General features: G+C 37.5%; 14 protein-coding genes. 1 reads left to right on the top strand and 13 read right to left on the bottom strand.

Features of this window, described 5'->3' with window-relative positions:
- Window positions 1–247 precede the first annotated feature (247 nt).
- The 3 genes from BET01_RS18330 to BET01_RS18315 all read right to left on the bottom strand — a co-directional run bounded on the left by BET01_RS18330 (window position 248) and on the right by BET01_RS18315 (window position 3,161).
- Complete coding sequence (locus BET01_RS18330) at window positions 248–589, bottom strand: YolD-like family protein (protein WP_120198327.1); 342 nt, start codon at window positions 587–589, stop codon at window positions 248–250.
- Window positions 579–1,844 carry a Y-family DNA polymerase gene (locus BET01_RS18325; protein ID WP_330513178.1) on the bottom strand — a complete coding sequence of 422 codons (1,266 nt, stop codon included), beginning with the start codon at window positions 1,842–1,844 and terminating at the stop codon, window positions 579–581. The genes BET01_RS18330 and BET01_RS18325 overlap by 11 nt, the downstream gene beginning before the upstream one ends.
- A 738-nt stretch (window positions 1,845–2,582) precedes the next feature.
- Window positions 2,583–3,161 (bottom strand): cyclase family protein, encoded by a 579-nt coding sequence (locus BET01_RS18315; protein WP_120198325.1) that lies wholly within the window; start codon window positions 3,159–3,161, stop codon window positions 2,583–2,585.
- 171 nt (window positions 3,162–3,332) lie between these two features.
- Between BET01_RS18315 and BET01_RS18310 the strand changes: the two genes are divergently transcribed.
- Complete coding sequence (locus BET01_RS18310; protein WP_120198324.1) at window positions 3,333–3,821, top strand: MarR family transcriptional regulator; 489 nt, start codon at window positions 3,333–3,335, stop codon at window positions 3,819–3,821.
- A gap of 622 nt (window positions 3,822–4,443) precedes the next feature.
- Here BET01_RS18310 and BET01_RS18305 read toward each other — a convergent pair.
- The 10 genes from BET01_RS18305 to BET01_RS18260 all read right to left on the bottom strand — a co-directional run bounded on the left by BET01_RS18305 (window position 4,444) and on the right by BET01_RS18260 (window position 18,004).
- A complete protein-coding gene (locus BET01_RS18305) occupies window positions 4,444–4,791 on the bottom strand; it encodes a DinB/UmuC family translesion DNA polymerase (RefSeq protein ID WP_279221943.1) in 348 nt (115 codons plus the stop codon).
- A 638-nt stretch (window positions 4,792–5,429) separates the two neighbouring features.
- Complete coding sequence (locus tag BET01_RS18300; RefSeq protein WP_120198322.1) at window positions 5,430–6,536, bottom strand: Shedu immune nuclease family protein; 1,107 nt, start codon at window positions 6,534–6,536, stop codon at window positions 5,430–5,432.
- Between the two features lie 534 nt (window positions 6,537–7,070).
- Window positions 7,071–8,417, bottom strand: a complete 1,347-nt coding sequence (locus BET01_RS18295) for an LA2681 family HEPN domain-containing protein (RefSeq protein WP_147422829.1) — start codon at window positions 8,415–8,417, stop codon at window positions 7,071–7,073.
- 371 nt (window positions 8,418–8,788) lie between these two features.
- Window positions 8,789–10,150 (bottom strand): 23S rRNA (uracil(1939)-C(5))-methyltransferase RlmD, encoded by a 1,362-nt coding sequence (gene rlmD / locus BET01_RS18290; RefSeq protein WP_120198320.1) that lies wholly within the window; start codon window positions 10,148–10,150, stop codon window positions 8,789–8,791.
- Window positions 10,151–10,241: 91 nt separating this feature from the next.
- A complete protein-coding gene (locus BET01_RS18285) occupies window positions 10,242–10,535 on the bottom strand; it encodes a DUF4366 domain-containing protein (protein WP_120198319.1) in 294 nt (97 codons plus the stop codon).
- A 146-nt stretch (window positions 10,536–10,681) separates the two neighbouring features.
- Window positions 10,682–12,958 carry a DNA helicase PcrA gene (pcrA, locus tag BET01_RS18280; protein ID WP_120198318.1) on the bottom strand — a complete coding sequence of 759 codons (2,277 nt, stop codon included), beginning with the start codon at window positions 12,956–12,958 and terminating at the stop codon, window positions 10,682–10,684.
- A 3-nt stretch (window positions 12,959–12,961) separates the two neighbouring features.
- On the bottom strand, window positions 12,962–13,843 hold the full coding sequence (locus BET01_RS18275; RefSeq protein WP_120198317.1) for a patatin-like phospholipase family protein: 882 nt from the start codon (window positions 13,841–13,843) through the stop codon (window positions 12,962–12,964).
- A gap of 61 nt (window positions 13,844–13,904) precedes the next feature.
- Window positions 13,905–15,680, bottom strand: a complete 1,776-nt coding sequence (locus tag BET01_RS18270; protein WP_120198316.1) for an ABC transporter ATP-binding protein — start codon at window positions 15,678–15,680, stop codon at window positions 13,905–13,907.
- The gene (locus BET01_RS18265) at window positions 15,656–17,398 is read right to left on the bottom strand and encodes an ABC transporter ATP-binding protein (protein ID WP_120198315.1); all 1,743 of its coding nucleotides are present in this window, start codon (window positions 17,396–17,398) and stop codon (window positions 15,656–15,658) included. The genes BET01_RS18270 and BET01_RS18265 overlap by 25 nt, the downstream gene beginning before the upstream one ends.
- Window positions 17,399–17,785: 387 nt before the next feature.
- The gene (locus BET01_RS18260; RefSeq protein ID WP_120198314.1) at window positions 17,786–18,004 is read right to left on the bottom strand and encodes a hypothetical protein; all 219 of its coding nucleotides are present in this window, start codon (window positions 18,002–18,004) and stop codon (window positions 17,786–17,788) included.
- Between the last annotated feature and the right edge of the window lie 73 nt (window positions 18,005–18,077).

The following is an 18,077-nucleotide window of genomic DNA, read 5'->3' as shown; positions in this document are numbered from 1 at the left end:
GTAAGCCATTTAATCTTCTTGGATACGCTGTTCGCTAATATTTATAATAAAAGGAAGAAAAGTACTCTAACAGTAAGGCACAGAAAACAAGGCTGTGTTTAACTATTAGGATACTTTCTTGATATATCATACGGTAAAAAGATTAGGAGTTTTATAGGAGGAAGGCGATTATCCATAATGATTTTAAAAAAGCTATTTGAATTTTTAAATAAATGTATCGTATTTCTCTTACTCTTCCACACAGAATTCACTCTTGGAACATATCACATTTTAAATCAGATATATCAGTATAAGCTATTCTCCTATTGGCAATCTCCAATGCTCTGCCTACATCATCCATTCGAGTTACCATTCCGGTTACCTGCACATATTCTCTATTCTGATAACATTCCACTGTAATTATGTCTTCTTTCTGAATTTGTTTTAACTTCCAGTCTAACTCTTCTTTCTTCTCTTCCGATAAATCACGTTTCGAAACAAGAATCCGTTCCTTTTCTGCCACCGCTTCCCGAAACCCCTTTAATGCATCAAAAGGCATAAATTGTTTCGCTCGGCTTCCCCTATCCATTTTACGCCTTCTACTCTCCACTTTTATGACCTCCAATCTGTCTGTTCCGTTCTATTGTGGTACCGGCTTCCTGCAAATCCATCCCTCGCACAAGAGCGTTTTTACCAAACCTTTCTTTGATTTCCAATGCTGCCTTCTGTAACTTCTTGTCCTTTTCCAGTTCTGTCTGGTCAGTAAATAAATCATACTGTTCGTAAGCATCATTCACAATATGATTACATGACAGACTCAACCGCCGTATTGGTATGCTCTTCTCCACAATACGTTCATACAGTCCCATCACATAAGGGATAATCAATCGGTAGGAATTCGTGGTAATAGACATGGTTATGGTTCCTATTGACGGTTTTAATCCCATTTCATTGGAATATCCAATCATCAATGATAGAGAACCGGTAATCACACTTTTAGCTGCCATATCCAGACATAAGGCATCCGTCATTTCTTTTACAATCAGCCTGCACTCCTCAAAGCTGTAATCTCTTGCAAGCACCTGACCGTTGGACACGGAATTGCTTTTGGGTTTATACGCCTTAATGTCTGCCATGGTGGTTGTTTCCCTTCCCCAGGCATGGTCTATCAAAAGCTCCGCATCAATGCCAAACAATCGGTATAGGGAATTCTCATTTGCGCAGGTAATATCGCCCATATTGAAAATACCAATATGATTCAGGCTGTTTGAAATCCCCTTACCTATTCTCCAGAAATCAGTGAGGGGCCGGTGCTTCCACAATGTTTTTTGGTAGAGTTCCTCATTGAGGTATCCGATATTGTCTTCCGAATGCTTTGCCATAATATCCAGTGCTACTTTTGCCAGATACAAGTTTGTTCCAATTCCTGCTGTAGCAGTAATTCCTTTGGTAATTTTAATATCTTCCATGATCCGCAATGCCAATTCCTTTGCGCTTATATGATACATAGAAAGATAATGGGTCACGTCAAGGAAACATTCATCAATGGAATAAACATGGATATCCTCTTTGGAGATATATTTTAAATAAATTCCATAAATATCCACTGAATATTGGATGTAGAGTTTCATTCTTGGCGGTGCCATAATGTACTGGACATCTTTAGGTATCTGGAATACTCTACACCGATTCTTTATTCCCAATGCCTTCATAGCTGGTGAAATCGCAAGGCATATTGTTTTCTCACTTCTCTCAGGGTCAGCCACCGCAAGATTCGTAACCAGAGGATCAAGCTTACGCTCCACACATTCTACAGAAGCATAAAATGATTTCAGATCAATACATAAGTAGATTTGCTCTTCCAACCGAGAAACACCTCCCATTTTTTATTACCATGATCCAGATCTAATTTAATTATATTACCAGAACATATGTTTGTATATATGCTATTTCTGGAAATTTACGCTATGAATGATGATGAATATCTATGCTGATTTCCTTATTTTTTTGGTGTCAATGTTTTAAAAAAATAAAAGGCACATCCTCGTGGTTGAAGATGTACCTTTCATTAATTTGTCCTTAATTCTATCATGAGACCCCAGCTCAATTAAGATATAATTTAAACCAAAAGCTTTTATGCCTACGATAAACCGTTTAAATGGAGATAGTAAAGTTTGAATTCATAACCTTTTGCCAAAACGTTCATTTTCCTAACCACATCACGGTAAACGGAAACATATTCCTCCTCAATCAACCACAAAAGCACTCCTACATACCCCCTTCAAAACTCCGAAACCCTTTGGTCTCTAGTCAGTTATGTACGTTAGAGAGATTAGTCTTGACGATTCACCAGGAATCCTTCCTTAGTCCATTCAAAGGACAGGCCTTCCCCTGAAGGGAAGGCCATTTTTATTACTATTAACTTGAATCCGGCTGCTTGATGTAATACAGATTGCTACTTTTCCACTGTTTTCCCGCCACCGCTGCTCCTTGCGCAGATGTTCGCTGCTTTCAAGGTCGGCCAAAGCTCTTTTGACCGTGCTGCGGGATAACTTTAACTCTAATGGCACCAATCGCCGGATAGCATTTGGATTCTTTTTAATTTATATTTCAGCAATTACTCTGCAAGAAAGACCAGAAAAGCCGCTCATGTTTGCAGGAAAAGTATATACTGTGAAAGATTTTTCAAGAGTTTCTTTTAATAATAAATCTAAGTTAGTAAGATTTTCAATAATAAAAACTCCTCTTTCAGCACAATGTAAATCAATTCGAAGGTGATCTTCCGGCTTTTTAGCTCCAGCCATATCCACGCCTATAAGACTTACTCTCTTATTAAGAAGATAATCTATTAGTTCATCAGATAATTCAATATATGTTGAGAAATATTCTTTTGAACCATATCCATACTGATTCATAATTCCTGAATGAAAGAATACAAAATCATTTTCTTTGATGTCCCCTAAATCTAAATCCTCTAATTTTACTTCCCCAGTTTTTATATGGCCTATATCAAATATTTTACCTTTTGTTATAATATTATCTATTGAAAATTCTCCATTCATAACATCCAAATGAGTGCCTACATGGCCAGATTTTTCAGCTGCCTCGTTAGTAGCTTTAACAGCAGAGAGCATTTCATCTAACATTTCTTTTTTTATTTTAAAACTTAAATCAATTTTCATTCGATAACCTCCAACATATTTATTTGTTTATTTTTCCTAGGAATAATATTACAGTATCATAATATTGTTTCCTTGTAAACTATTTTTAAAATATATATTGAACCTTCTACGAATATGTGTTATAATCTAGTTGTTTACATGGAAACAAAATTCGAAATGGAGAATGCAATTATGAAAACAGAAAACTCAAAATTTGAGGTAGATATAACAATAAATAAACTGGTAACAGTCTTTGAACATATAAGTAACATGATGGATGGACATGAAGAAGAAGTAAGAAATTTGTTACTCAAAAATGATTTTAAAGATATTCAAAATATGAACTTAATGCTTTCAGAAATTCATGCGATTGATTGTATTGGAAAAAATCAATTAACTAATTCAACATTTATATCAAAAGAATTAAATATGACAAAAGGTGCTATATCTAAGATTACTAGTAAACTATTAAAGAAGGAGTTAATAAAAGGAAATCACCTAGAAAATAACAAAAAAGAAATCTATTATACCCTGACTGCTCAGGGAAAAGAAATTTTTAAAATACATGAAATACTCCATAAGGATGAACATGAAAAATTCGTAAAAATATTTAGAGAATACAATAAAGAAGTACTTAGCACTGTAAATAACTTCCTAGATGATTTAATAACCAATCTTTAATAGAGAGTCTAGCAAGAAACGCTGGTCGTTCGGCCCTGCCGTTATTTAGTCATCACATAGGACATCCCGTCGAACGACAATACCCGTTTGTAATTGAATATTTAATTTGCTTTCAATTAAAACGCAGACTGTAAGAAGCAGTCTGCGTACAAAGTCATCATGAAATTCTTGCTTTAAGTAGTTGGCTTTTTTCGCATAGTCATCCAGACCAACTGTGAGGCATGTACAATTGAACATATTATCTGTAATGTGACAGTTGCTAAAAAGGCCTTGTTGATATAATAAGTCTGGTCTGCAACATTTTTAGGTCTATTAAAACGAATCGTAAGGAGGTCATTATATGTTTTCTTATTTTAAACGAAAAAATGCAGCATCTGTAGAGGATATTGAACTGCAACATTTCTTGCAATCTAAGCACTGCAATGGGTGCTCAAGACATTGTCCCCTGTCCTCGCCAAAATGTGGACGTGGAAAAAAACTCGCAACAATTGAAACGACGAATTATACACGGTCATCCCCTTTGGATTGATAGCTTAACATTTACTTTAAGACTTTAGGAATATGTCTGACAACAAATATGGCATTAAGTTCCTGTCTTATCGAGGCATAGTAGCATCAAATGCTATTTGTCCTTTTCCAGTTCTGTCTGGTCAGTAAATAAATCATACTGTTCGTAAGCATCATTCACAATATGATTGCATAACAGACTCAACCGCCGTATTGGTATGCTCTTTTCCACAATACGTTCATACAGTCCTATCACATAAGGGATCATCAATCGGTAGAAATTTGTGGTAACAGACATGGTTATGGTTCTTATTGACGGTTTTAATCCCATCTCATTCGAATATCCAATCATCAATGATAGAGAACCGGTAATCACACTTTTAGCTGCCATATCCAGACATAAGGCATCCGTCATTTCTTTCACAATCAGCCTGCACTCCTCAAAGCTGTAATCCCTTGATATTTAAGATGTTGTACTTTGGTGGTATATTTAGATATAGATGCACCTATCCTGTCATTAATTATCCTCTTAAAATCATTCCAGGTTGTATATGTTAATGTATTCTTTATCCATTTGGATACCTACAGTTTTTTATTTGTGGCTTTCAAACTAACTTTTATTATAGCTAGAAGTTTTTATACCTTTTTACTGTATATCGGGGGGGTATTTGACCGTGATACAAAAAATCACCAGTTCAAAATGATCTATGATATACGACTGAAAAAACCTATTACTCTAAACTTAGATCTTACAACACTATTCAATCAGTCGTCCACCCTAAATAATGCTTAATCCACTGCAGACTTGACCCAAATTACGGTTGTAGATACTCTATTTTTTTTGTAGCTTAAAAGGTTGAAAGGTATAATGCTTTTATTATGAAAATACATTCCTTCGACGTTTTAGCTTACAGTATGTAGCATTTAAGCTCTCTATGTCATTTGAGGTATAGATACCCTACCAGATTCGGGGGAGAAATTAAAGTTCAAGAAATAGCATCCCATTTTTAACTCTAACTCCACATAGGAGCATGTGATATCCTATTAGATTACCCAATTGCTAGACTATATTTATTGTCATTTCTTTTTAGTGGGGCGTAACTATGATCTAGACATACGTCTGATAAAAGAATTCCATGTTTCTATATGCATTGGTGGGTTGTTAGAACATTCATATTCATGCCTTTTCCAACTTTCTCTAAGATCATCATTTGTTCTTCCTCCAATAACTATATATCTGATATTTATATCCTTATTAGGATCAACTAATAAGTTCCCTTTCGGTCCAATTAAAGAATTATATAATCTATTACCGCCCTCAACCTCTTGCCTTACTTGATGTACATATTTCCTAAACTCGCTATAATTTCTATGAACATAACCAGATCTAGCTTTAATTTGTGATATAGCAATTTCCATTTTTTTTGAAAAAGTGTAATATCCACCATTGTTTACCATCAATTCAAATTCTGCACCTTTAATTTCAATTAAGGTAACATCCATCCTTGATCTACTTGAAAACAAAGCAAAATCAACTCTTCCTCCGTCACCTATAGGAAATTCAGAAAAACAAATGTATTCTTCTGGAGGACTTGCATATACTTCCGCAAAAATTGTTAAATCCTTTTTTAATAAATCTAGAAAGTCTTTTTCTGCTGATTTATTACTAATTAACTCTGAAATTTGAACTTTATTCAATTTATTATCTTCAAGTTCTAATCTTCGTCTAATCACCTCAATATTTTCATTAAATCCATAATCAAGAAATGGATATATTCTCGTTCTCTTTTGTTCGATTGTATTGATATGTCTCCAGTCATTCCATGTTTTATTTAAAAATTCTTCCTCTTTAACATCTAAGAATTCTAAGATTTGCTTTACATTACAGCGATGCCACAAGGTCATATCTCCTGCTTTCAGTTCAACCAACGAAAATTCTCCAAATTTCGCATCTCCCAAACTTAAAAACACATCTATATGCTCATAATGTTCAATTACTTTATATTTCTGAGTAATAAATCCATTATTCATTAAGCCATAATATATTTTTTCTAAGTCATTTGTAACACTTGCAGATGGATTTTTAATATCTAGATCCGTGAAAACAACATACAATTCATTTTTATTATTAATAAATGTTCTAATTCGGCATAACCCTGGATATCTAGTATTTGATTCATATTCAAATATAAAATCATTTAGTTTCATAACTTCACCTTTCTATCATCTACTTTTAGCTTTATTTTCAAAAATAATACTTAGGTATATTAGAAAGTGGTCACGATGAATGACCATTTAGCAATTAAGTAGACACAAAAAGGAGATGTCTACTCATGTTTATAGGTAGAACTGGTACACGGTATATCGAGTACTTCAAGCATATTCTCGCTAACCTTTATTAATCTGGCGTAAAACACATTCTGCTTTCTGTAAAGAATTCGGAGTATCCCTAGCATCTCTTACCCTTTGAATCAAATGATACATTTAATAAAATTTCTGATTTTGTGTAAACAATCTCCTGTTGTTGCATTCCTACCATTACTGGACAAGTTTATTAGCTAAATTAGTGGAATCAACATATATTCTTCCCATCGTTTGAGCTGCCTTAATTTTATTATCAAGCATCTCTTTTAATGTGTACACTCCTTCTGTAAATTCACTCCAACTGAATTGTCTTTCTTCCCCTATCTTACTTCCATCTGCACATTGAGCAAACCTTCAACCTTAAAATGCTCTCTTTAATTATTCTTGTTTCTTTTCTCTGTTTTCAAAATTGATAGCTAAACAAAGATAAATAATCATCTCTCTTGATAATTTGAGAAGCCTGCATGTATTCTCATCTATCCTATATTCATTTGTGTATTTTGTAAAAGTTGTATCTCCTTGCTTTTTCCCAGTTCGTAAGCAGTTATGCTCCATATCATTTCTCATTTGAAACATAGGTTCAGCATTTGGACTGGTTATATTAGTTTTTTTATCTTCATAGAAATCTTTTTGAAGCCAGTACATTGCTTTAATCATAGGGTTATTCCCGTGTTTCTTTATTAAAGGGCTCGGCACCGAAAAATAAGTATTACCATTACGATCTTTTAATTCTTCTTTCCATATATTTTTAAAACTAATCATGGTACCTGACAGACCAATATTAAAGTAGTAATTAATAAAAAAACCAATTCTATCAAAAACTGAATAGACAGTTTTAAAAGCAGTTCGTAGAAAACTCTCCTTTAATGAATGATCTGCACACTCTCCTATATCAGTAAAATCCAATTCACAATCTGCGAAGTGATTTGATGGTTCTAATAACACCGTGGATTTATACCACAAATATCTTGCCAAATTAAATTCTTGTTTAATTTGATTAAATAGGCCAATAAACTCTTCATTCTTAGAATCATCTTTCTCATCCAGCGGAAGATTAATACTATCAACAGCAAAACAATGGTCACCTAATATATCTAAGCAAGGCTCTAGAAAAAGACGGAATACTAGCATATAATCTCGATACTTAGCTTCTTCAAGGCTTCTTACCTTAAACACTGGCAAATCAAGAGGCTTTTTTAAATAACCCTCAATATAATCTGAATGAAATATAGATATACTTTTTTCAAGCATTGCTAAATAACCTTGTTCCTCCAAGTTAACTTTATGCTTCTGAGTTTGTTGGTAAAAATAATAACAAGCATGATGATAATAATTTTGCTCATATGATTTTATTTGAAACTGGGCATACTGAAAAAGTGTTAACGAAAGATTTAGACTCGCCATAGCAAAAGCATCTTCTATCAATAAGGCTTCATTAAAATAGTCTATTGCAGCGATATATCGCCCTGTTATACGCATTGTATTTCCAATATTAGTATATGTACGCATGGCGATATATCTTGCCACCTTAGTAATTGGCTCATCAAGATTCTGTTCATCTCCCATCCCAAAATAGTACTCATACATATCTAATACATTACGGAGGTAATAAATTTCTTTCTCAAGGTTTTCTTCCTGTGTAAGTATTCGCAAGTCATGATAACCGTTTGCAATATCATAGCTTATTTGCATTTTTGTTGGAATATTATAATCTCCTTTTAGCATAGTAAGTGCTCGCTTAATTGTAGTTGGTATTAATTCTTTTTTCTGTTCACTGAATAATTTATCAAATGTTTTGGATAATTTAATAACCGCCTAATCTATAACCCAGGTGAAATCCAGTTCAAACTCTTTTATATATTTTTCATATTCTAACATAATATTTAATCCTTTTACTTCATTAGTTTAAATCACTACAATAATCACAGGATACAAATTATAATTTCTTATTGCTTTTCAAAATGACAATGTGTTATCCATTTGCTAAACATTACTCTGCTAAATCTTACCCCTGGGGTAAAATAAGTTTCCTAGGACTACTCTTCAAAACAAAAAGTGCCCTTCCATTTTCTTTTCAAAATGCCAGAAACCTTGAATTACTGGGCTTTCCGCTCCAACAGACAAACTGTCTCCACGTTCGCGGTTGAAGGAAACATGTCTACACAACAAACCTTCTCCACCTTATACCCTCTCTCCTGAAGCACAATTAAATCCCTCACAAGACTGGTAGGTTTACAAGATACATACACCAACTTATCCACTCCAAAATCAATAATCTTCCCCAACGCCTTTGGATGTATCCCATCCCGAGGCGGATCCAAAATAATCAGATCTGGCTTGTCCTGGATCTCATCGATAACCTTCAATACATCCCCAGCAATAAACTCACAGTTCTCAAGGCCATTGCGCTTTGCATTTTCTTTTGCTGCCTCCACAGCTTCCTCAACGATCTCCACACCAACAACCTTCTTAGCAACAGGTGCAAGTATCTGTGCGATCGTACCAGTTCCGCTATATAAGTCAAATACGACCTTATCCTTCGTCTCCCCGACATAGCTTCTTGTTGCTTCATATAAAACTTCTGCACCAAGTGAATTGGTCTGGAAAAATGAAAACGGAGAGATTTTAAATGTAAGACCCAAAAGCTCCTCAAAGAAGAAGTCCTGGCCATATAAGATATCCGTACGGTCATTCTTCACGACATCAGCTAGACTATCATTAAACGTATGAAGAATTCCAACGATAGTCCCATTTAAAGATAAGCCCAATAAAATATCAGTTAAAGGTTTTAAATCCTTATCTTCCTGACTAGTCGTAACCAAATCAATTAAAATCTCACCCGTTTTTATCGCTCGACGTACCAGAAGATGGCGAAGATAGCCAATATGCTGCATCTTCTTATAAAACCCAGTTCCTTCCGCTTCAAAATACCCCTTTACCGCCTTTAAAATATCCGTGAAATCAGAATTAACAATCTTGCAATCACCCGTTGTCACTACATCATAAAAACTTCCTCTTTTATGCATACCAAGAGCCAAAGGTCCGTCCTTAAATTCATCTCCAAAGGAAAATTCCATCTTATTTCGATACCCATCTTCCATAGGGCTTCCTTTGATTCCTTCAAATTCATAATCTTCACATACGCTATCAATTAAATCTTTTACTTGCTTCTCTTTAATTTTAAGCTGCTCTTCATAAGGCAGAGTCTGATACGTACAACCACCGCAGATGCCAAAATGAGCACATGGATTCTCCGCTGTTTCAAGCTCTGATGGTTCCAAAATTTCAAGAATTCTACCTTCTAACCGTCCTGCCCGTTTTTTATTAATCATAACACGTACCTTTTGTCCTGGCAGTGTGTGCTTAACCGCAATCTTTCCTTCCGGAAGTTCTATGTAGCCTTTATCCGGAAAATCAAACCGTTCAATGATTCCTTCGTATATTTCGTCCTTTTTCACTCTTATGACTCCTATCCATTTTTATTTCTAACCGAACAAAAAGCGTGTCTCACTAATTGAGGCACGCTCCTTCTCTATCATAATGCCAATCTTATTGTTCAGAACCTTCGACTGCATGATCTTCTTCAAAAAAATCATCATCGAAATCATCATCAAAATCATCTTCAAAATCTTCCAGATAATCCGGTGTGAAGAAACGGTAAACGGTATAGGCTATGCCTGCCACCGCTGCCACGGCTCCTACTATAGCCAATATCCAGAGAATACAATTTTTCTTCTTTTCTTCCCGTTCTCTTCTATGAAGCAATTCATTCACTTTACTTGAATTCATAAGATCTTCTAGTCTGCTCATAGCCTCTTTACTCATTGCATCAAATCTGTTCATGTCTCCACGTCCTTTCTGAGAGCCTTGCTTTCCTAATCTCCGGCAAAGTATAGTCTCTCTGCCTATCGCAATTATTATACCATTATATTGAGTCTTTTACTATCATTTTCACATTTTTTGCGAATTTTATGTATTGATTATTATTTTTATAAAAGTTTTAGTTTTGCGAAGGAGGCAAACATTTTTTTAACACCTGCATTGTCAAACTGGACCGTGACTTCGTAATCTCTTCCGCCGTCCTTAATCTCCATAACAAGCCCTTCTCCAAACTTGATGTGGCTGACCCGGTCTCCTTCTTTATAACTTAAAGAAGATGATTTTTCTACTGTAAACGCTTTTCCAAAGCTAGGAGAAGAGGAAGGCTTTGCTGTTTTGGAGGCATATGCATTATTTCCCGGTCCAAAACTACTAACTCCCAAAGATTTTCCTGCCTTTCCCCAAGGCAATTCACTGTCATCAAAGTCTGCTGCGGTGCGGATTTTCGCATTTCTTGGCTCCAATCGGCTGGAATCTAACAGTCCCTCTGGAATTTCCTCTATAAAACGGCTCACCTTACTGTATCTGGTTTCCCCATTTACCATACGTTGTCTTGCAGAGGTCATCATCAAGAAATTCCGCGCTCTGGTGATTCCAACATAACAAAGTCTGCGCTCTTCTTCCACATCCTCTTTATCATCTGAAGAGATAGACATCATGCTAGGGAACAGACCATCTTCCATTCCAGTCAAATACACGCTGGGGAACTCAAGCCCTTTGGCACTATGTAGTGTCATAAGAGTGATCCTGTTCTCGGAATCATCCATACGGTCCACATCAGCTACCAAGGCCACTTCTTCTAGGAACTCACTTAAATCTGGGTGCTCGTGTTCTGCCTCAAAGCTCACTGCCTTGTTAATAAGCTCTTCCATATTTTCAAGACGCGTCTGGTATTCAATCTCTCCTTCGGCCTCTAGTTCCTTTAGATATCCGGTCTCATCTAGTATGTCTTCAATCAGTTCATGAATGGTGTAAGCCTCATCTGCAATTCTGTTTCTGAAATCTTCGATCAGTTCTGTAAATTTTAAGACCTTGTCCGCTGCTTTCCCTAATCCTGGAACTGCTTTTGCTCGGCAAAAGGCATCGTAGATATCAAAGCCGTGTTCTGATGCAAATGCCTGGACTTTAGAAATGCTGGTGGCGCCAATTCCACGCTTTGGAACATTGATGACTCTTAATGCGGACAAATCATCCTTGCCGTTTGCAATGGTTTTTAAATACGCCAGGATATCCTTGATTTCTTTTCTCTGATAGAAGTTGACGCCTCCTACCATGCGATACGGTACATTGTGCTGAAGGCATTTTTCTTCAATTAAACGAGACTGTGCATTGGTTCGATAAAGTACTGCGCAGTCCTGATAACCGGTAGGACTGTTTAATATATCCCGAACAATGGCATCCGCTTCCTCTGATGCATTATCAAACTGCCTAAACTGAACCAGAGAGCCCTCATCATTGGCTGTCCAAAGGGTTTTATCCTTTCGCCCTCTGTTGTGGCGAATGACTTCATTGGCTGCATTTAATATACTTTGGCTGGAGCGGTAGTTTTGCTCCAGTTTAATGACTACTGCCCCTGGATAGGACTTTTCAAAGTTTAATATATTTTCAATGTTTGCGCCTCTAAACTTATAGATAGACTGATCGTCATCTCCTACTACGCAAAGATTCTTGTATTTTCCTGACAAAAGGCTAACCAGTTTAAACTGGGCGGTATTGGTATCCTGGTACTCATCTACCAGTATGTACTTAAAGCGTTCCTGGTAATAATTTAAAATCTCTGGGCTGCCTTCAAAAAGCTGTACTGTTTTCATAATCAAATCATCAAAGTCAAGAGCGTTGTTCTTTTTTAATTGACTCTGATACTCTTTATAAACCTGAGCCACCTTTTTCTGCCTGAAATCACCAGATGCATTCAGTTCAAACTCAACTGCGGAGATAAGCTCATTTTTGGCCGTGGAAATCACTCCTAGCATAGCTCTTTCCTTATAAAGCTTGGGGTCCATATCAAGACCTTTTAACACATGGCGCATCAGAGTCTTCTGATCGTCTGTATCATAGATGGTGAAATTTGTGGTATATCCAAGGCTCTCAATGTGTCTTCTTAAAATGCGTACGCAAGAGGAATGAAACGTAGAGACCCATATACTGTCAGCTCCAAAACTCACCAGACGATCCACACGTTCTCTCATCTCCCCTGCCGCTTTGTTGGTAAAGGTAATGGCAAGGATATTCCAGGGATTGACTCCCTTTTCTTCTATTAAGTAAGCAATCCGGTGAGTCAATACTCTGGTCTTTCCTGACCCAGCTCCGGCCAGCACAAGAAGCGGTCCCTCCGTATGGAGAACCGCCTCCTTTTGCATTGGATTTAATGTATCATAAATGCTCATAAATTATACCGTCTTTTCCTTTCCTTCCTCTTCGATCCCCAGATACTGCTTTAATTCGTCCATTTGGGCTTCGGCCAGCCGTCTTCCGTCTTCATAGAGAGCTTCCAGCTTTCGCTTATCCTGCTCCGTTCTCTGGACGGTTACATGCTTATCCGGACGTATGACATAGATTCGACCAGCTGCCTCCAACTGATCAATCTCCTCTTGCATTCGGTTATACCGCTCCGGTACCTCTTCAAGTGATTTTAAAAGCCTTGGCAATGGTCCAAAATAGCGTTCATACCCCTTCTTGGTCCATTTATCAAGTAGAGGTTTCCGGTATCCCTTTTCTCTGGTTAGAACTACTACTATTTTTTCATATCCAAGATCAATGGCTCTTTGATAAGCAACCGGTATGGAACAACCGCCATCCAGATATTTTTTACCATCGACAGAAATCATGCTGGATAAGACAGGAATGCTACTTGACGCCTTGACTGCGCTGATAAAATCATCGCTGGTACTTTTTTCGAAGTATTCCGGTCTTCCGGTCTTACACCTGGTGGCAACTACTTCAAAGATCTGATTGGAACGGTAAAATGTATCATAATCAAAGGGGACCAGGGTATCACTTAATTCCCCAAATAAAAAGTCAAAATTGAAAATTGAACGGTTTTTCACCATGTTTTGAAAACTCATAAAACGTTTGTCTCTGACGTATTCTAAATTGACCTTAATGGTACGCCCAGACTGTTTGCTAACATAGCTCATTCCCGACATGGAACCAGCAGATACGCCGTTAACATAGGATAATTCCACTTCCTGTTCTATTAATACGTCTAGAACGCCGGCTGTAAAAACGCCGCGAAGGGAACCTCCCTCCAAAACCAATGCTCCTTCTGTCATTCTTATCACCTCGCCTTCTATTCTATTGCATTTCTCCGGTTCGGTCAATCCCTTTTAAGGTCTAAGCAAATTGGCTTTGATACAGATTATAGTAGGCACCCTTAAGAGCTAAAAGCTCCTCATGGCTTCCTGCTTCCATAATATTTCCTTGGTCAATGACAAAAATTCGGTCTGCTTTTCGAATGGTTGATAAGCGGTGAGCAATGATAAAAGAGGTTCTTCCTGTAAGAAGTGCATCGATTCCTTTTTGCACCAAAAGTTCTGTATGGGTATCAATGCTAGAGGTTGCCTCATCAAGAATTAAAATTCCAGGTTTTGAAACCATAGTCCTTGCAAATGCCAAAAGCTGCCTCTGCCCAATGGATAACCCGGCACCCCTTTCGCTGATCACCGTATCATACCCCTGTTCCAGTTTCATAATAAATTCGTGGGCACTGACCGCTGTTGCTGCTTCTATAATCTCTTCTTCTGTGGCATCAAGTCGTCCATACCTGATATTATCCCGGATGGTACCTGAAAAAAGGAAATTGTCTTGTGTCATGATGCCCATTTGACTTCGTAAGCTATTTAATGTCACTCCTTTTATCTCATGTCCATCGATTAAAACATCCCCTTCTATAGCTTCGTAAAAACGGCTGATCAGGTTGACGATTGTTGTCTTGCCTGCACCGGTTGGTCCTACTAGCGCTATGGTCTCACCTGGCTTTATAATGAAATTTACATCACTTAAGATCAGACGATCAGGTTCATCGCTATAGGCAAAGGAAATATTTTTAAATTCCACTTCTCCATTTAATGCTGGAAGCTCTTTTGCTCCCTCCTGGTCAACGATCTCTGCCTCTGTATCTATAATATCAAAGATACGCTCTGCCGCAGTGATGTTGGTGGTTAACTTATTGTAAAAGTTAGCCAGATTACGGATGGGGCTCCAAAACATTGCGATATAAGTTGAGAATGCAAGAAACGTACCAATTCCCACATTTTCTACACCAATAATTTTAATTCCAATAAAGTAAAGAAGGAAGCCGCCAAGTCCCCAAGTTATCTCTACTAGTGGACCGAAGCTGTCTGCGATTAATACCGCATCCATAAAAGATTTGTAGTGCTGGTCTACCAGATCATGAAATATGTTCTTTGTTTCTTTTTCCGCTGCATAGCTTTGTATAATCCGGATTCCTGACAAGTCCTCATGAACATATCCATTTAAGTTAGAGGTCTTCTTTCGGTATACCTGCCATCTCTTATGAACCGTTGTTTCAATTAGAAACAGACCAATTGCAAGGATAGGTAAGGTAAGTAAAGCTGCCATGGCAAGACGATAATTCTTAATGAGCATGATGACCGCTACGCAAATAACGGTTATTAGGTCAGGAATTAATTGGGTTACACTATCTGATAATACATCTTTTAATGAGTTCACATCTCCAATGATTCTGGCAAGAATCTTTCCCGTTGGTCGGCTGTCAAAAAAGCCAAAGCTTAGGGTTTGAATATGCTGATACAACTCTTCCCTGATGTTTAAGAGCACCTTATTGGTCACCTGTGCCATAAGGCGCATGCGGATCTTGGTTCCTGCCAGAAACAGAAGAAATAAAATCAATGCTCCCGCTCCAAGCATAAGAAGTCCTTTTACATCCTTTTGTACCACACAAACATTAATAGCATACTCCATAATGAGGGGAGTCAACATACTTATGGTAATGGTTCCTGCCATGATACACAAAACCACTGAGATCTGCTTTTTAAAATCCAGCAAATACCGAAACATACGAAGTATGGTATCCTTTTTTAGTACTTCCTTTTGCTCTTCATCTATTCTGCTTGAATTGACTGCCATTTTATTTCCTCCTCTCCGTATTGGACCTGATATGTTTTATAATACTGACCACGTTTCTTCATAAGCTGGTCATGTGTTCCCCGTTCTATGATCTTTCCATCGGACAGGATTAAGATTTCATCCGCATTACGAACCGCAGATATTCGGTGGGCAATGATAATTTTAGAACTATGAGTTAACTTTGATAGATGCGTTTCGATTTCTCTCTCTGTTTCCATATCAAGAGCTGAAGTGGAATCGTCAAGAATCAGCACAGGACTTTCTTTTGCAATGGCTCTGGCAATGCTAATGCGCTGCTTTTGCCCTCCTGATAGCCCTACGCCACGCTCTCCAATTACAGTATCATACTGTTCTGAAAGCTTTGAGATGAAACTGTGAGCCTCTGCCGATATGGAAGCCTGCTGTACCATCTCCCATTCCGTGGCATCCTTATTACCGGTTTTAATATTCTCTGAGATGCTGTCAGAAAACAGAAAGACATCCTGCATAACAACAGAAATCTGTCCTCGTAACAGAGACAAAGGAAGCTCCTTTACATCCACCCCATCTAATAATATGGTACCATCTGTAACGTCGTAAAACCGTTGAATCAGATTGACAATGGAACTTTTTCCAGAACCAGTGACGCCCATGATACCAAGGGTCTTTCCTTTTTTCAAGGTGAAATCAATATCCTCTAAGATACGTTTTCCATCAAGTTCAAAGCTTACATGGTTAAATACCAAGTCTCCCTTTATGGTTTCTGGCCATACGGGATTTTCCACATCCTTAATGACAGGCTTTTCATTCATAATCGCTTTGATTTTTTTATTGGATGCAACGGCTGCTGCCAGATCGTTGCTCAGCCAGCCCACCATTTCCATTGGCCATATGATATTGTTGGCATATTCAGAAAACGCGCCTAATTCACCGATGGTCATCTTCTCATAGATGACTAGTATCCCTCCGATGACAATAACTGAAATCATCAGGATTTTAGATAGAAATGAGATATTTGGCTGATAACGAATGAGAAGCTTCGCTTGTTGCATGTTTAAATCATAATACTTTTTATTGTGTTTTTTAAATTTACTGATTTCATGCTTTTCTCTGGCAAATGCTTTTACCGTACGAACCCCGGCAAGATTTTCCTGGGCTACGGTATTTAATTCTGCGGTCTGCTCGCTGATGTTGTCATAAACTTCTCCAAGCCCCTTCTCCATCTTGAGTGCATACCAAGCAATAAGCGGCATGATTGCCAATGGCAGTAAGGTCAGAATTGGACTAATCCGGTACATACAGATAATAACGATTACCGTATGAATGGTGCACTCCAAAACCAACATTCCGACAAAACCGAATGCATTCCAGATTCGCTCTGCATCATCCTTGATCCTTGCCATCAGCTCCCCAGTATTATGGTCGTCAAAATAATCCATGGACAAGGTCTGGATATGATCAAACAGATCTTTTCTTAACCCACTTCCAATCCCTGCTGCCGCATAGTCAAAGATAAATTCTTTGGTGTACTGGAAAATAGCCCTTCCGAATCCAATTCCTATGAGTGCGAGTAGCAAATTCATAAGAATTTTCATATTTCCCCCCACAATCACATCGTCAATAATGTGCCTTGTGATCTGCGGAGACATGGCATCAAGAAATACACTGATGAACATCGCAGCAATCGCCAGGACATACAGAAAACGATACTTTTTTAAATACTTCCACAAGTTCTTCATACTTCCTCCTTTAAACGTTTTAAAACATGGGTATTTACACCCAGGCATAAAAAAACCGAAAAAAACAGCGCAAAGCGGTCTTTTTCGGTAAATTCACAAAAAAATAACCGCAGTCATCCAGACTGCGGTCACATGCACAAAGATACTCTTATTAAGAGCCTGTTATCCCTTGTTTGTTACATCCAAGAGATTTCTATGTTCCGTGAGGCAGATTGAATGAATTTCGCATTAACTACTACATTGCCAATTCCTCTAAATCTAATTATGTTGTTATTGCACATCATGGTCTCTGCCTCCTTTTCTTAATTTAATAATTATTTTCAATAACTAGGATACTGCCAATATTTTCATTTGTCAAGTAATTTATGAACATTTAGATAATTAACATCAAACCAGATACAGTTTCTTCTTCCCTCGTATGGCTTCCTTCCATTTACAGCAGTCATTTAAGTGGAGCATAACATGACGGGTGGGTGGCATTAATAAGAGCCCTGCCACATCTTTTCCTCCCCAAAATTCTAGAAGCCACTTAGAATCCTCATCCATTGTTACACCACCTTCCAGTCGTATTTTATCAATGGCATCGGGGGTAACCTTTCTGACCATATCTCCTGGCTGTAAACTTGCAACAATCTGTCTCGTTCGTTTACCAACGGCAGATCGGTAATTTCCGTATTAT

Source organism: Lacrimispora algidixylanolytica (genome assembly GCF_003609635.1).
Lineage (GTDB): Bacteria > Bacillota > Clostridia > Lachnospirales > Lachnospiraceae > Lacrimispora > Lacrimispora algidixylanolytica.
Note: the sequence above shows the minus strand (reverse complement) of the source record. Positions and strands in the feature narration are given on the sequence as shown.

Excerpts from the sequence above, each read along its gene's own strand:
- BET01_RS18315 (WP_120198325.1), bottom strand. The coding sequence starts at position 3,161 with ATGAAAATTGATTTAAGTTTTAAAATAAAAAAAGAAATGTTAGATGAA.
- BET01_RS18310 (WP_120198324.1), top strand. The coding sequence starts at position 3,333 with ATGAAAACAGAAAACTCAAAATTTGAGGTAGATATAACAATAAATAAA.
- BET01_RS18300 (WP_120198322.1), bottom strand. The coding sequence starts at position 6,536 with ATGAAACTAAATGATTTTATATTTGAATATGAATCAAATACTAGATAT.
- BET01_RS18295 (WP_147422829.1), bottom strand. The coding sequence starts at position 8,417 with ATGCTAAAAGGAGATTATAATATTCCAACAAAAATGCAAATAAGCTAT.
- BET01_RS18285 (WP_120198319.1), bottom strand. The coding sequence starts at position 10,535 with ATGAACAGATTTGATGCAATGAGTAAAGAGGCTATGAGCAGACTAGAA.
- pcrA (WP_120198318.1), bottom strand. The coding sequence starts at position 12,958 with ATGAGCATTTATGATACATTAAATCCAATGCAAAAGGAGGCGGTTCTC.
- BET01_RS18275 (WP_120198317.1), bottom strand. The coding sequence starts at position 13,843 with ATGACAGAAGGAGCATTGGTTTTGGAGGGAGGTTCCCTTCGCGGCGTT.
- BET01_RS18270 (WP_120198316.1), bottom strand. The coding sequence starts at position 15,680 with ATGGCAGTCAATTCAAGCAGAATAGATGAAGAGCAAAAGGAAGTACTA.
- BET01_RS18265 (WP_120198315.1), bottom strand. The coding sequence starts at position 17,398 with ATGAAGAACTTGTGGAAGTATTTAAAAAAGTATCGTTTTCTGTATGTC.
- BET01_RS18260 (WP_120198314.1), bottom strand. The coding sequence starts at position 18,004 with ATGGTCAGAAAGGTTACCCCCGATGCCATTGATAAAATACGACTGGAA.